The organism is Sphingomonas sp. CCH21-G11, assembly GCF_001555965.1.
Classification (GTDB): Bacteria; Pseudomonadota; Alphaproteobacteria; order Sphingomonadales; family Sphingomonadaceae; genus Sphingomonas.
This window is the reverse complement of sequence record NZ_LSHX01000010.1, coordinates 83,994-97,608: the sequence shown is the minus strand read 5'-3', so window position 1 is coordinate 97,608 and position 13,615 is coordinate 83,994. Positions and strand designations below refer to the sequence as shown.

Annotated in this window: 14 protein-coding genes and 2 tRNA genes; 5 read left to right on the top strand and 11 right to left on the bottom strand. The window is 66.8% G+C overall.

All coding sequences use genetic code 11. The annotated features are described in order from the left end of the window. Positions 1–38: 38 nt before the first annotated feature. From spt to AX676_RS01950, 5 genes are all read right to left on the bottom strand, one after another. Positions 39–1,307: a serine palmitoyltransferase gene (gene spt / locus AX676_RS01970; protein WP_066482507.1), complete on the bottom strand. Its 1,269-nt coding sequence runs from the start codon at positions 1,305–1,307 to the stop codon at positions 39–41. 41 nt (positions 1,308–1,348) lie between these two features. Next, positions 1,349–1,594, bottom strand: a complete 246-nt coding sequence (locus AX676_RS01965) for an acyl carrier protein (RefSeq protein ID WP_066482804.1) — start codon at positions 1,592–1,594, stop codon at positions 1,349–1,351. 73 nt (positions 1,595–1,667) lie between these two features. Next, a complete protein-coding gene (locus tag AX676_RS01960; RefSeq protein ID WP_066482802.1) occupies positions 1,668–2,567 on the bottom strand; it encodes an SDR family oxidoreductase in 900 nt (299 codons plus the stop codon). 5 nt (positions 2,568–2,572) lie between these two features. Beyond that, positions 2,573–3,673 (bottom strand): glutamate 5-kinase, encoded by a 1,101-nt coding sequence (proB, locus tag AX676_RS01955; RefSeq protein WP_066482506.1) that lies wholly within the window; start codon positions 3,671–3,673, stop codon positions 2,573–2,575. A 33-nt stretch (positions 3,674–3,706) separates the two neighbouring features. Next, complete coding sequence (locus AX676_RS01950) at positions 3,707–4,282, bottom strand: hypothetical protein (RefSeq protein WP_156437832.1); 576 nt, start codon at positions 4,280–4,282, stop codon at positions 3,707–3,709. An 87-nt stretch (positions 4,283–4,369) separates the two neighbouring features. Between AX676_RS01950 and AX676_RS01945 the strand changes: the two genes are divergently transcribed. Next, positions 4,370–5,443: a winged helix-turn-helix domain-containing protein gene (locus tag AX676_RS01945; protein ID WP_066482503.1), complete on the top strand. Its 1,074-nt coding sequence runs from the start codon at positions 4,370–4,372 to the stop codon at positions 5,441–5,443. A gap of 104 nt (positions 5,444–5,547) precedes the next feature. On the opposite strand, the gene obgE is transcribed toward AX676_RS01945, so the two are convergent. Together obgE and AX676_RS01935 are read right to left on the bottom strand one after the other, a co-directional pair. After that, positions 5,548–6,597: a GTPase ObgE gene (obgE, locus tag AX676_RS01940; protein WP_066482502.1), complete on the bottom strand. Its 1,050-nt coding sequence runs from the start codon at positions 6,595–6,597 to the stop codon at positions 5,548–5,550. Between the two features lie 135 nt (positions 6,598–6,732). Then, positions 6,733–7,326: a TetR/AcrR family transcriptional regulator gene (locus tag AX676_RS01935; RefSeq protein ID WP_066482500.1), complete on the bottom strand. Its 594-nt coding sequence runs from the start codon at positions 7,324–7,326 to the stop codon at positions 6,733–6,735. A gap of 55 nt (positions 7,327–7,381) precedes the next feature. Here AX676_RS01935 and AX676_RS01930 point away from each other — a divergent pair, with 55 nt between their 5' ends. Next, positions 7,382–8,248, top strand: coding sequence for a metal-dependent hydrolase (locus tag AX676_RS01930; RefSeq protein ID WP_066482495.1), 867 nt, complete (start codon positions 7,382–7,384; stop codon positions 8,246–8,248). A 278-nt stretch (positions 8,249–8,526) separates the two neighbouring features. Here AX676_RS01930 and AX676_RS01925 read toward each other — a convergent pair whose 3' ends face one another. From AX676_RS01925 to rplU, 3 genes are all read right to left on the bottom strand, one after another. Continuing rightward, positions 8,527–9,063, bottom strand: coding sequence for a GNAT family N-acetyltransferase (locus AX676_RS01925; RefSeq protein WP_156437831.1), 537 nt, complete (start codon positions 9,061–9,063; stop codon positions 8,527–8,529). A gap of 180 nt (positions 9,064–9,243) precedes the next feature. Beyond that, a complete protein-coding gene (gene rpmA, locus AX676_RS01920) occupies positions 9,244–9,513 on the bottom strand; it encodes a 50S ribosomal protein L27 (protein ID WP_066482492.1) in 270 nt (89 codons plus the stop codon). A gap of 28 nt (positions 9,514–9,541) precedes the next feature. Then, positions 9,542–9,916 (bottom strand): 50S ribosomal protein L21, encoded by a 375-nt coding sequence (rplU, locus tag AX676_RS01915; protein WP_066482490.1) that lies wholly within the window; start codon positions 9,914–9,916, stop codon positions 9,542–9,544. A 350-nt stretch (positions 9,917–10,266) separates the two neighbouring features. On the opposite strand from rplU, the gene AX676_RS01910 reads away from it, so the two are divergent. Continuing rightward, positions 10,267–12,825 carry a TonB-dependent receptor plug domain-containing protein gene (locus tag AX676_RS01910; RefSeq protein ID WP_082730951.1) on the top strand — a complete coding sequence of 853 codons (2,559 nt, stop codon included), beginning with the start codon at positions 10,267–10,269 and terminating at the stop codon, positions 12,823–12,825. Between the two features lie 95 nt (positions 12,826–12,920). Then, positions 12,921–12,996: transfer RNA gene (locus AX676_RS01905), tRNA-Glu, on the top strand. A 23-nt stretch (positions 12,997–13,019) separates the two neighbouring features. On the opposite strand, the gene hspQ is transcribed toward AX676_RS01905, so the two are convergent. Continuing rightward, positions 13,020–13,391, bottom strand: a complete 372-nt coding sequence (gene hspQ / locus AX676_RS01900) for a heat shock protein HspQ (RefSeq protein ID WP_066482486.1) — start codon at positions 13,389–13,391, stop codon at positions 13,020–13,022. A 134-nt stretch (positions 13,392–13,525) separates the two neighbouring features. Here hspQ and AX676_RS01895 point away from each other — a divergent pair. Continuing rightward, positions 13,526–13,615: transfer RNA gene (locus tag AX676_RS01895), tRNA-Ser, on the top strand.

Below are 13,615 nucleotides of genomic sequence, written 5' to 3'. Positions count from 1 at the left end.
CCCATCTGGGGGTGGGTGATGCCGGTCGCTGCAGCCTGTCAGGCGATGGCGCCGACCGCGCGCCCCGCCTGCGCGAAGCGTCCGAGCACCGTCTCGATCTGAGCGGTACTGTGTTCGGCGCACAGCGAGCAGCGCAGCAGGAACGTGCCGGCGGGCGTCGCGGGCGGGCGCGCCATGTTCACATAGACGCCGCTTTCGAGCATTGCCTGCCACATCATCACCGCTTGCTGCTGATCCTTCAGGATCACAGCGACGATCGCGCTATCCGGTTGCACGGTGCCCAGCTCGAAGCCCAGCGCGACCAGCCCCGCGTGAAGCCGCCGCACATTGACCCAGAGCCGCTCGCGCTTCGCGGTCGCGTGCATCAGCTTGCGGATTGACGTCGCGGCGGTCGCAACCACCGACGGCGGCAGCGATGCGGTGAAGATATAGGGGCGACAGGCCAGCCGCATGACCTCGAACTTGGGATGGTTCGACACGCAGAAGCCGCCGACGGTCCCGACCGACTTAGAGAAGGTGCCGATGACGAAATCGACGTCATCGTCGAGCGTCAGACCCTCCGCCTCGTACACCCCACGGCCATGCGCGCCGTAAAAGCCCATCGAATGCGCTTCGTCGACGAGGACCATCGCGCCGTGCTTGCGCGCGACCGCGACCATTTCCTTCAGCGGCGCGATGTCGCCGAGCATCGAATAGACGCCCTCGAGCACCACGAGCTTGCCCGGCTCCGCGGGCAGGCGACCCAGCCGCTTGTCGAGATCCTCCACCGAATTGTGGCGGAAGCGGACGATCTCCGCGTTGCCCATGGCGCAGCCGTCATAGATCGACGCGTGGCTGTCGGCATCGAGGATGATATACTCGCCCTTGCCCGCAATCGTCGAAATGATGCCCAGATTGGCCTGATAGCCGGTCGAGAAAACCATGGCGTGATCGGCGCCATAGAATTCCTTCAACGCTTCCTCCGCATCGACATGATCGCGGAACGTGCCGTTGAGCATCCGGCTGCCGTTGGTGCCCGATCCGAACTGTTCGAGCGCAGCCTTGCCCGCGGCGATGACGTCGGGGTCGAACGTCATGCCCATATAGTTGTAGGTGCCGAGCAGGATGGTTTCTCTGCCCCGGATCACCGCCTGGGTGGGGGAGGTGACCTGATCCATCACGATCGCGAACGGATCGCGCACGCCCGAATCCAGCAGCGCCTGGCGTTCGGCAATCAGCGCGTCGAACTTGCTGAACAGATCGCGTTCGGGCGCGAGCGTGGCGATCTCCTCGGGGATCGCGTGGGCGGTGGCGGCGGCTTCGGTCATGGCTTGGGGGTCCGTGTGATGGGCGGTTACGCGGCGGGGCGTCAGGCGCTTTTCAGCTTTTCGACCGCATCGACCAGCTGGCCGACGGTTTCGATTTCCGCCTGCATGTTCATGGTGATGATGATGTCGAACTCGTCCTCGATCGACGCGACGAAATCCATCACGGTCAGGCTGTCCCACTCCAGGTCGCCGGCGAACGTCGTGGTCTCGCTCAACGCGACGCCCTTTTTGTTGAAGGGCTCGACCAGCCGGGTGACGGTGTCGAATGTGGCGGCACGATCGCTCATCTTGATCCTCATGGTGACTGGCTTTTGCCCTGCGCGCAAAATGCGGCGGCTTTTCGGCCTAAATGGTGCGCGCTTATAGCAGGCCGTTCGCGCGATACCATCGCGCGGTTTCGGCCAGTCCCTGTTCGGTCGCAATCGCCGGCTGCCACAGCTGCGCGGGCGGGCGCCGATCGGCGGAAGCCGCCCAGTCCGGGTGGCAGAAATAGGCGACCCGGTCGGGGGTCAGCTTGGCGCGATCCCCCTGAAACCGCCGCGCGAGGCGCGCCGCGATCGCCAGCACACCCCGCGGCAGCGACAGCGGCAACACGGGCTGGCCCACCGCACGCCCCAGCGCGCGCGCGAAGTCGACATGCGTCCATGCGCCCGCGCGCCCGTCATCGGGTTCCAGCACCATGCCGGCATCGCCGCTGGCGACGAGTACGAGCAGCAGCCGGGCGAGGTCGTCGACATGGATCGCCGAAAAGCGCCCGGGCGGGGGCAGCGGCACGACCCCGCGCCGGGCGAGGCGAAACATTTCGAGCATCTCCAGGTCGCCCGGGCCATAGATTGCGGGCGGGCGTACAACCACCCAGTCGAGCGTGCTCGTCGCCACGATCCGCTCGCCCTCCGCCTTCGACCAGCCATAGATCGACAGCGCGGGCTCACGCGCCGACAGGGAGGAGACATGGACGAAGCGGCGCACGCCGGCGGCTTCGGTGGCGGCAACCATCGCGCGCGTCCCGTCGACATTGCCCGCGACGAACCCCGCCCGGTCGGGTGCATTGACGACGCCGGCGACGTGGATGACCGCGTCCACACCTGCAACCAGCCCGGCCAGGCCGTCGGGGTCGTCGAGCGCGCCCGCGATCCAGGTCACGCCCGCGCGCGCGGGTTGCGGGCGCCGGGTGAGTGCGCGGACGTGATGCCCGTCCGCCAGCGCGCGATCGATCAGCCGCTTGCCGACAAAGCCCGTGCCGCCGGTGATCGCGAGCATGCGCGTCACAACAGGACCATGTGGCTGCGATGGACCAGCGCCGATCGCGGCGCATAGCCCAGGATCTCGCCATGCTCCTCGCTACGCCGGCCAAGCAGCTTCAGCGCCTCGCGCGCATCATATTCGCTCAGGCCGCGTGCGATCGGACCTGCCGGACCCTCGATCGTCACCGCGTCGCCGCGGAAAAAAGCGCCGTGCACCGCGATCGCGCCGGCGGCGAGCAGGCTGCGGCCCGCGGCGAGGGCTTGGGCTGCACCCGCGTCGACGACGATGGTGCCGCGCGCGGTCAGTCGTCCGGCCAGCCAGGCCTTGCGGGCGCGCGTGCGCTTTTCGGGGACGAACAGCGTGTGGCGCGCGGCCGTCGAGAGGGGGCGGTCGACACGTCCAGACGCGATCACGAGCGCCACGCCGGCCCCACAGGCGATCCGGGCCGCCTCGATCTTCGATACCATGCCGCCCGATCCCATGCCGCTCGCCGACCCGCGATCCGCCATCGCCGCGATCGCGGCGTCGATCCGCTCGACCTGCGGGATATGCATTGCGCCGGGTAGATCGGGGTTGCGATCATACAGGCCGTCAATGTCGGACAGCAGGATGATGCCGGTCGCGCCCGCCGCCTGGGCGACGCGCGCAGCCAGGCGGTCATTGTCTCCGAAACGGATTTCGGCGGTGGCGACGCTGTCATTCTCGTTGATGACCGGCACGACATTCAGCGCCAGCAGCCGGTCGAGCGTCGCGGACGCGTTGAGGTAGCGCCGCCGGTCCTCGAGGTCGTCGAGCGTCACCAGCATCTGCGCCGCGATCAGCCCCTGTGCGCCGAGCACCTCCGCCCAGACCTGGCTCAGCGCGATCTGTCCGGTGGCGGCGGCGGCCTGCGCGTCCTCCAGGCTGGCGCGGCCGCCCTTTGCCAGCCCAAGTCGCCGCGCGCCGAGCGCGATCGCGCCCGACGAGACGACCGCAACCTGCTGGCCCGCGCGCACACGATCGGCAATGTCCGCGGCGATGCCGGCCAACCAGTCGCGCCGCACGCCATCGGCATCGACGAGCAGCGCCGACCCGATCTTCACGATCAGGCGGGGGCAGTCGGCGGGCGCGAACAACGGCATGACCGCCGCGTCTAGCGCGCCCGGCCCCCACTGTCAGCCTGTGGCGCGTTCCATGCGCGCGGCGCGCGCGAACAGCGCAGCCGCGGTGCCCCAGACGACCGTGAAGATCACCGTCCCGCCGATAATATCGCGCGGCCAGATCGGCGTATCTTTGCCCCAGCCCATCGCCACCGCGACCGCGCCGATGACCACCTGAACCATAATCGCGGCGACAAGTGCCCGGCACATGCCGTGTGCGCGAAAGCGGCCGATGATGCCGCCGGCCGCGAGCACGGTGGGGACGAGCGCGTAGAGGATGTTCGGCCCGCCTTCGGCACCGATGATGCCGACGGCCAGATTGACCCAGATCAGCATGAAGCAGCCGATCATCATCACGATCGCCCCGATGCGATAGCTGGCATTGCCGCTGGCGCGCATCGCCGCCTCGATCAGCAGGCCGATGCCGCCGATCAGGATGCCCATGATGATGAAGTCGCTGAGCGTCCAGTCGACTTCGCGGGTGAACTGCATCGCGACGAGCGGGAGCAGCAACAGGCCCGCTGCACCGCCCCAGCCGACCAGCCGCCAGATATTCACGCGACCGCGCGCCCGACCGTTTGCTTGCGTCATTTCGTTTCCTCCGTGCATGTTGACCTGCAAGCGGCTAGGGCAATGCGCGATGAGCGGCATGAGCAAGCGATGAGATCGCGCTGAAAAATGACGACGCGGTTCCGCTTTGGCGAGTTTCTGGTCGATCCGCGCGAGCGGCGCCTGTCGCGCGGCGGGGACGATTTGGCGCTCAGCGGTCGGTATTTCGACGCGTTGCTGCTGCTGGTCTGCGAGGCGGGCAATCTGGTCAGCAAAGACCGCTTCATGGCCGAGGTCTGGCGCGGCGTGCCCGTCACCGATGAGGCGCTGACCCAGTGCGTGCGCACATTGCGGCGGGTGCTGGAGGACGATGCCGCCAACCCGCGCTGTATCGAGACCGTGCCGAAGCATGGCTATCGCTTCGTTGCCTCGGTCGATCGGATCGAAGGTGCCGGGGAAGCTGCGCCGGTGCAGGCCCGCCAGGGTGAGGATCGCTGGACGCGGGCGGTGCGGCTGGGTGCGGCGGGCATGGTTGGCGGTGGCCTTGCCGGCATGACCGGAGGGCTGGGCTATGGCCTGATCGCCGCGTCGCTGCCGCTTGCGCCCGGCACCGGTGCCTTGTCGGTGCTGCTCGTGCTGGTCAGCGCCTGCATTCTGGTCGGGGCGGCGGGCGGCGCCGGCGTCGGGTTCGGCCTTGCGCTGGCCATATCCGCGCATCGCCCGCTTTGGGCCTGGGTTGCGGGCGGCGCGGGCGGAGGACTGATCATCGGCGGGCTCGCCAAGCTGCTCGGCATGGACGCGTTTCAGCTGCTGATCGGCCAAAGCCCGGGCGCGATCGCCGGCGCGGGCGAGGGTGTGATGATCGGCGCGGCGCTGGGGCTTGGCGCCTGGACGGCCCGCACGGCGTCGTGGCGGCGCGCAATGGCCTCCGGTGCTGCTGCGGGAGGGGTGGGGGGGCTCCTCATCGCGCTGCTCGGTGGGCGTTTGATGGCGGGCAGCCTGGCCGAAATGGCGGCACGCTTTCCCGCGGCGCGGCTCGACCCGGCGCGGATCACCGGGCCACTCGGCGATACCGGCTTCGGCCCGCTCAGCAACGCGTTGACATCGACGCTGGAAGGCGCGGTGTTCGGCGCGGGGGTGCTGGCCGCGATGGCGGTTGCGCGCCGACAGCTGGGTGACCGGAACGACTCATCCGCAGCTTGATCCGTTCGTGTCGAACGAAGTCGAGACACGTCGGGCCTAATCAAGACCTTGCTCGACGACGCTCGAAACGAACGGAATTTTGGTAATGATGGGGCGGTGCCGCTTTAGACCGGCGACCACTCGATGGCGTCTTCGCCCTCGTCATCCTCGGCGACCTTGCCCGGTTCGGGGCCGATGATTTCGAGCAGCTTGTCGAGCACCCAGTCGACGCCGGTGCCGCTGACCCCGGAAATCGGGATGACTTCGCCGCCGCTCGCTTCTTCCAGCTCGGCGGACAGTGCGGCGATTAGTTCGTCGTCGAGCGTGTCGATCTTGTTGAGCGCGACCACCACCGGCTTGTCGACCAGGCCCTCGCCGTAATTCGCAAGCTCGTCGCGGACGATGCGATAGCTTTCCGCCACGCTTTCGTCATTGGCGTCGACCAGGTGGAGCAGCACCCGGCAGCGTTCGATATGCCCGAGGAACCGGTCGCCGATGCCGGCACCCTCGGCGGCACCCTCGATCAGGCCGGGAATGTCGGCGATGACGAATTCCGAACCCTTGTGTCGCACCACGCCCAGCTGGGGCCGGGTCGTGGTAAACGCATATTCGCCGACCTTGGCCTGGGCGTTGGTCACCTGGTTGATGAAGGTCGATTTGCCGGCATTGGGCAGGCCGACCAGTCCCGCATCGGCCAGCAGCTTGAGCCGCAGCCACACCCACGCTTCCTCGCTCGGCCAGCCGGTACCGTGCTGGCGCGGCGCGCGGTTGGTGCTGGTCTTGTAGCTCGCATTGCCGCGGCCGCCATCGCCGCCGCGCAGGAACACGATGCGCTCGCCCACCCGGGTCAGGTCGGCCAGCAGCGTGCGATCCTCGTCATCGGCCAGGATCTGCGTACCCACCGGCACCTTGATGACCAGATCGTTGCCGCCCGCGCCGGTCTTGTTCGATCCCGATCCGCCCTTGCCGCGCGGGGCGCGGAAATGCTGGGTGTAGCGAAAGTCGATCAGCGTGTTGAGGCCCGCGACCGCTTCGAACACGATGTCGCCGCCCTTGCCGCCGTCGCCGCCGTCGGGGCCGCCATATTCGATGAACTTTTCACGCCGAAAACTGACCGCACCGGGGCCGCCCGCGCCGGACCGCACGAAAATCTTGGCTTGATCGAGGAAATGCATGAGCGGGCGTGTAAACCGTTGCCGCGTTTGGCGATAGGGGCCACGGCGTCGTCCCGGCGGAGGCCGGGACCTATGTGAAATCCGGGCACACCGTAATTGGCCAGAGGCCCCGGCCTTCGCCGGGGCGACGTAGGCCTAGACCTGATGATCCGGATGTCGCGAGCGCATCAGTGCGACGGCCGCCAGCTCGCGCGCCTTTTCGCGCGGCAGGCCGAGCGCGCGCGCCATCGGGCCGCCGAGCAGCGCGTCGCCCAGCGCCATCAGCACAAGCTGCAACGTCTCCTCATGGATCGAATGCTGCTCGGCGAAATGGGAATCGGCGGCGAGCTCGTCGACCAGCCGGTGGATCGCCTCCAGGATCGGATCGAGCGCGTCCTCGTTGCCCGAGAGAATCATCCAGCTCGCAAGTGCGCCCGCCCCCTCGCGGTCGAACGCGTCGAAGGTCAGGTCGACCACTTCGCGCGGATCGTGATCGCCCTCCCGCGCCTTCATCGCCGCCGCGCCGATCCGCGTCGTGATCGTGTCGGCGAGGTGCGCGATCAGCGCCTTTTGCAGCCCCGACGCCGAGCCGAAATGATGAAGGAGATTGGCATGGGTGCGCCCGATCCGCGATGCCACCGCTTTCAGTGTCACGGCCTGCGGTCCCATTTCGATCAGCAGCGTGCGCGCAGCATCGAGCGCGGCGTCACGGGATTCCTCGGGCGTGAGACGGCGGCGGGCTATTGACATCAGTGTAAGTAATGGCCAGATATTGCGGGTATCGGATTAGTGAAGGAAAAGCGTGATGAACGCAAAGACTCCGGCAGACCTGGAAATCCGTCCGCGCGACCGGCGCTTTGGGCGCAATACGAACGTCCGCCGGTGGTGGCATGGCGACGACCCCGTCGCCACCGCGTTTTACAACGCGCTGTCGGTCACCTTTCCCAAGGGCGAGGGCTTTTTCATCGACAGCGTGCGCAAGTTCCGCGACGGCACACCGCCCCGGCTTGAGCGCGAGATCAATGCGTTCGTGAAGCAGGAGGTTATCCACACCCGCGAGCATGTCGCGTTCAACCGCCACGTCACCGACCAGGGTTATGACGTGTCGCGTCTCGAAGCGCGGGTCGACCGCGAACTGGCCATCACCAAGGGGCGCCCGCCAATCGCCAATCTCGCCGCGACGATGGCCCTCGAACATTTCACCGCGATCATCGCGCACCAGCTGATCGCCAATCCCCGCCATCTCGCCGGCGCCGATCCGGAAGCCGCCGCGCTGTGGCGCTGGCACGCGATCGAGGAGATCGAGCACAAGGGCGTGGCCTATGACACCTGGTTGCACGCGACCCGAGACTGGCCGCGCTTCCGCCGCTGGTGGGTCAAGTCGTTGGTGATGGTGATGGCGACGATCAAGTTTTTTCGCGGCCGTACCGAGGGCATGCTCGACCTGCTCGCGCAGGACGGTCTGACTGGTGCAGGCGTCAAATGGCGGGTGTTCCGCTATGCCTTTGGCCGCCCCGGCATGGCGCGCAAGGTGCTGGGCGCATGGTTCGCCTATTTCATGCCGGGCTTCCACCCGTGGAACCATGACGACCGCAAGCTGATCGCGCTGGCCGACAGCGACTATGAAGCCGCGCGGCTTGGGCAGCCGACGCCGGAGCTGGCGGCGGCATAGAGGTTGACCGGGACTGGCGATTGTCCGGAAACCCAGCCACTCTTTCCTCGTCACCCCGGCCTCGTGCCGGGGTCCACCGCGCAACCCGCACTGGCGGATCATCGTCGCGCTCCCCTTGCCCCGCGCCTTGGCTCGGTACCGACTGGCGTGCGACGGGGCCTTGCGGCACGGTGGACCCCTGCACAGGGCCGGGGTGACGATAAGGTCAGCCGGCAGCTATATGGGGTCGCTTGACCCGCGCGATCCGCTTGGGCGTCGGGCGGACCTCATGAACCGCCTCACGCCGCCATTCGCGCATCATCCTCGTCACTGAGCGCCAGCGCATATTCGGCGCACGGCACCTCCGCATCGCGGCCGCGCGAATAGCGCATTGCTGTGCCGGTGGGCACGAACCCCAGCTTGCGCAGCACCGCGCCCGATGCCGGGTTGTCGAGATGATGGCCGCCCTGCAATCGTGGCACCCGCAGCGTGCGGGCGATGTCGATCACTGCACGGCCCGCCTCGGTCGCATAGCCGCGCCCCCAGGCGCTTGGCGTCAGCCAATAGCCGATTTCATGCGGACGATCGTCATAGGGACCGAAGCCGATGCCGCCGACCAGGCGGGGGCAGGGGCCTTCATGCGCGAGGATCACGAAGCTGGCCTCGCAGGTCCGCCGCGGCTGGCGGAGGAACGCCTCCGCGTCCGCGAGCCCGTAGGGCCAGGGCGCACGGCCCAGATTGCGGATCACTTCCCAATGCGCGATCGCCTGGGCCAGCTCGGGCGCGTCCTCGATCCAGCCGGGACGCAGCGTCAATCTGCGGGTACGCACGAACATCGGCACTCTCCTCTTTTGCGCCGTGCCATGCCCCCCGCGGATGACGGGGATGCGACACGAACGGGTTGAGGGAGCAAGAAAAAAGGGAGCCAGGCCGCGACCCGTCTCCCTTGTGCGTTGTCCCCGCCTTGACGCGGGGACCGGGTCGCCCTGGTGGACAACCCGGTTGGTTGCCCGATGTTATTCGGCGGCTTCCGCCATCATTTCTACCGACGCGAACTTGCGGCCCAGTCGGCCCTCATGGAAGGCGACGCGGCCGTCGGTCAGCGCGAACAGGGTGTGGTCCTTGCCCATGCCGACATTGGTGCCCGGATAGAATTTGGTGCCGCGCTGGCGCACGATGATGTTGCCGGCGACGACTTCCTGTCCGCCGAACTTCTTCACGCCAAGACGGCGGCCTGCCGAATCGCGACCGTTGCGCGACGAGCCGCCTGCTTTCTTATGTGCCATTGCCTATACTCCTCGTCTCGCTTGGGTTTCAGGCCTGGGCCGCCGGGGCTTCCGCCTCGACCGGGGCCGCATCCGCCTTCTTGGCCTTCGCCGCCTTCTTCTTCGCTTCGCCGATCGCGACGATCTTCAGGATCGTGTGCTGCTGGCGATGGCCGTTCTTGCGGCGGTAATTGTGGCGGCGGCGCTTCTTGAAGACGATAACCTTCTCGCCCTTCGCCTGCGCGATGATTTCCGCCGAGACCGTCAGGCCGGCGACCGGCTTCAGTTCGCTGCCTTCACCCGCGAGCAGGACGTCGCCCAGCGTGACCGTGGCGCCGGCATCGCCGTCGAGCTTCTCGACGACGATCTTGTCACCCTCGGCAACGCGATACTGCTTGCCGCCCGTGCGTACGACTGCGAACATGATCCTGAAACTCTCTTTATGTCGTGCGATTGAATTGTGCACAGCTCCGCACGAGCCCGGCATGCCCGGCTCCGCGAAACGGAACGCGCCAGCTAGGTCAGACCGCGCGCGAAGTCAACCGTTGATCTGGACGTCACGCGGACCTGGCCTGCAAATTTCCGGATCGGGCGCCACAGTCGCCGCGCCCGTGTCGCTGCCCCACTCGCACTGCGTCACTGTTGCATTGCAGCAACGGTAAGATTGTTTCTTGGGCGCGCGATCCGGTTTCACTTTTATTACGTGAATCGATTGCGCAAGTTGCTGTCGGGAACGGTCGGAGGTCCCGGCCAAAATCTTTCAAGGGGAATCACATGCGCCGTCTTGCGATCGCTTGCCTTGCCGTTTCGACAGCGATGACTGCCGCGACCAGCGCGTTCGCGCAGGAGGCGGAAGCACCGACCGATGAGATCATCGTCACCGGCAGCCGCGCGGCCCAGCGCACCAGCACCGACAGCCCGGTCGCCATCGACGTCATCAGCGGCGAAAGCCTGAAAAGCTCGGGCGCGACCGAAACCAACCGCGTGCTCAACCAGCTCGTCCCGTCGTTCAATTTCCCCCAGCCGTCGCTGACCGACGGCACCGATTCGCTGCGGCCCGCCACGCTGCGCGGCCTGTCGCCCGATCAGGTGCTGGTGCTGGTCAACGGCAAGCGTCGCCATTCCGCGGCACTGCTCAACCTCAACGGTTCGGTCGGGCGCGGGTCGTCGGCAGTCGACCTCAACCAGCTTCCCCCCATTGCCATTGAGCGGATCGAAGTGCTGCGCGACGGTGCAGCGTCACAATATGGGTCGGACGCGATCGCCGGCGTCATCAACCTTCAGCTCAGCCGCGCCACCGGCGTTCGCGGCTCGGTCACCTACGGCAAGTACATCACGACCATGGACGGGGTGCGCGATTATGATGGCGTGCTGACCGGGCCGACTGGGCTGCCCCAGGTGGTCACCGCGGGCGGCGGCACGAACGACATCCTGGCGCTCGACTTCACCGACGAGCGCGATCGGAATGACGGCGACACGGTGACGATCGCCACCAATATCGGCGTGCCGGTCGGGCCGGGCGGCTACCTCAACGTCACCGCGCAGTTCCGCGACCGCGACCGCACCCAGCGTTCGGGCGCCGACCCGCGCCGGCAATATCCGACGATCGGCGACCCGCGCGAGCTGACCTTCGATCGCTTCAATCACGGCTTCGGCGACGGCCAGGCCGAAGATTTCAACTTCGTGGTCAATACCGGCTACGAGCTGGGCGCGTTCGAGCTTTACGCGTTCGGCACCTACGGCATCCGCGACGGCACCGGCGCCGGCTTCTTCCGCCGGCCGAACGACGCGCGCAACCGCGACTTCGCGGCGTCGACGACCAGTTTCGTCCCCTTCTATCCCGACGGCTTCCTGCCGCTGATCGCGAGCGAGATCGAGGACGTTTCGGGCGCGATCGGCATCCGCGGCGATGTCGGCGGGTTCAAGGCCGACCTGTCGGTCATCTATGGCTCGGACGAGCTCAATTACCGGGTCGAGAACAGCTTCAACACCTCGCTCGGCGGTCTGGTCAGCCCGCGTGCGTTCGATGCCGGCGGGCTGGCGGCGGGCCAGACGGTGATCAACCTCGATTTGTCGCGCACGCTCGACACTGATCTGTTCGAGCGCTTCGGCATCGCGCTCGGTGCCGAATATCGCAACGAGAATTTCAAGATCCGCCAGGGCGAGCTCGCCAGCTATGTCAACGGGCCGTTCGTCGCCAACGGCGCGGCGGGCGGGGCCCAGGTGTTCCCCGGCTTCCAGCCGACCAACGCGGTCGATGCGACCCGCGACAGCTGGGCGGTCTATGCCGAAGCCGATTTCGACCCGATCACCGACCTAACCTTCCAGCTCGCGGCGCGCTACGAGAATTATTCGGACTTCGGCGATACCTTCAACCTGAAGGCAGCCGGGCGGTGGGAAGTCGTTCCCGGTGTCGCCATTCGCGGGTCCGCCTCGACCGGCTTCCGCGCGCCGAGCCTGTCCCAGCAATTCTTCACCGCCACCTCGACCAATAACGTCCAGGGGCTGGGCCTGATCGAAGTCGGCACGTTCCCGGTGGCCAGCCCGGTTGCGCGGGCGCTGGGCGCGCAACCCCTCGACGCGGAAAAGTCGCTCAATCTCGGCGGTGGCCTCGTGCTCGATCCGTTCACCGGCTTCACGCTGACCGTCGACTATTACAACATCCGCATTCGCGACCGGGTGACGCTGACCGAAAACCTCACTGGCGCGGCCGTGGTCGCGCTGCTGCAGTCGGCCGGCATCAACAACGTCACCTCCGCGCGCTTCTTCGTGAACGGCGTCGATACGCGCACCCAGGGCATCGACGTGGTTGCGACCTACCGTCTGCCCGAATTCGGGCTTGGCGATTTCCGCCTGACTGCAGGGTACAACTATAACGACACCAAGATCATCGATCGCGCGGTGTTGCCGTCATTGCCGGGGCTGCTGCTTTTCGGTCGGGTCGAATCCTTTCGTCTGACCGACGGCCAGCCGAGCAACAAGCTCAACCTCTCGCTCGACTGGAGCCTGGGCCCGGTCAATGCGGTCATCCGCGCCAACCGCTTCGGCGAGGTGTTCACCGCGGGCGCCGGAGCGATCACCGTTGGCAAGGGGGATGCGCCTGCCGACTTCACGCTGACGCCGAAATGGCTGACCGACCTCCAGGTGACGCTGAAGGTGCATGAGGGCGTGCGCTTCACGGTCGGCGCGGACAATGTGTTCGATGTCTATCCCGACCGTCTGCCGGAACGCGCGCCGTTTACCGCCAACAGCTTCTTCCTGCCCTATTCCAGCCTCTCGCCCTTCGGCTTCAACGGCCGGTTCCTCTATTCGCGCCTCGATTTCGAATTCTGATCGCGACTGCCCCGGCCGGGTCGTGCGATCCGCCGGGGCAGGGGAGGTGCTTGACAAAGCGCGGTGGCACGGCCACCTCGCCGCCTCTGCACGACGGCCCCTTCGTCTAGCGGTCCAGGACGTCGCCCTCTCACGGCGAAAACACGGGTTCGAGTCCCGTAGGGGTCACCAGCCGGCGCAGCCGCCGCGCGCGATCAGTGGCGATGCAGGCGTTTCAGTCGATAACGCCCATTGGCATAATCGTCGAACAGGCCATGGATGGCGGGATGGTCGACCGGTTCGTCGCTGTCGTCGGTCACCAGGTTCTGCTGGCTGACATAGGCGACATAGCTCGATTCCGCGTTCTCGGCGAGGATGTGGTAGAAGGGCTGATCCTTGCGCGGGCGGATATCCTCGGGAATCGACTGATACCATTCCTCGGTATTGCCGAACACGGGATCGACATCGAAAATCACGCCGCGGAAATCGAACATCCGGTGGCGCACGACATCGCCGATCGCGAACCGGGCGTGCGTGATGGGTGGGACCGGCGCGGCGGAGTCGGCGTGGGAATGTTCCTGGACCATATGTGCAATGTAGGCTTTGGCGACGATGACACAAGCATCACGCTTGCCTGCCCCTGACCTTTCGGTTATGCGCCGCCGCTCGATCGACCGGCGCGTGGTTCGTTTACGACGGAATGCGCGGAATTCCTCGCTGCGGAGAGGTGCCAGAGTGGTCGATTGGGACGGTCTCGAAAACCGTTGTGCCTTTACGGGTACCGTGGGTTCGAATCCCACCCTCTCCGCCA

Coding starts and splice junctions, on each gene's coding strand:
- spt (WP_066482507.1), bottom strand. CDS start 1,307: ATGACCGAAGCCGCCGCCACCGCCCACGCGATCCCCGAGGAGATCGCC.
- AX676_RS01965 (WP_066482804.1), bottom strand. CDS start 1,594: ATGAGCGATCGTGCCGCCACATTCGACACCGTCACCCGGCTGGTCGAG.
- AX676_RS01960 (WP_066482802.1), bottom strand. CDS start 2,567: ATGCTCGCGATCACCGGCGGCACGGGCTTTGTCGGCAAGCGGCTGATC.
- proB (WP_066482506.1), bottom strand. CDS start 3,673: ATGCCGTTGTTCGCGCCCGCCGACTGCCCCCGCCTGATCGTGAAGATC.
- AX676_RS01950 (WP_156437832.1), bottom strand. CDS start 4,282: ATGACGCAAGCAAACGGTCGGGCGCGCGGTCGCGTGAATATCTGGCGG.
- AX676_RS01945 (WP_066482503.1), top strand. CDS start 4,370: ATGACGACGCGGTTCCGCTTTGGCGAGTTTCTGGTCGATCCGCGCGAG.
- obgE (WP_066482502.1), bottom strand. CDS start 6,597: ATGCATTTCCTCGATCAAGCCAAGATTTTCGTGCGGTCCGGCGCGGGC.
- AX676_RS01935 (WP_066482500.1), bottom strand. CDS start 7,326: ATGTCAATAGCCCGCCGCCGTCTCACGCCCGAGGAATCCCGTGACGCC.
- AX676_RS01930 (WP_066482495.1), top strand. CDS start 7,382: ATGAACGCAAAGACTCCGGCAGACCTGGAAATCCGTCCGCGCGACCGG.
- AX676_RS01925 (WP_156437831.1), bottom strand. CDS start 9,063: ATGTTCGTGCGTACCCGCAGATTGACGCTGCGTCCCGGCTGGATCGAG.
- rpmA (WP_066482492.1), bottom strand. CDS start 9,513: ATGGCACATAAGAAAGCAGGCGGCTCGTCGCGCAACGGTCGCGATTCG.
- rplU (WP_066482490.1), bottom strand. CDS start 9,916: ATGTTCGCAGTCGTACGCACGGGCGGCAAGCAGTATCGCGTTGCCGAG.
- AX676_RS01910 (WP_082730951.1), top strand. CDS start 10,267: ATGCGCCGTCTTGCGATCGCTTGCCTTGCCGTTTCGACAGCGATGACT.
- hspQ (WP_066482486.1), bottom strand. CDS start 13,391: ATGGTCCAGGAACATTCCCACGCCGACTCCGCCGCGCCGGTCCCACCC.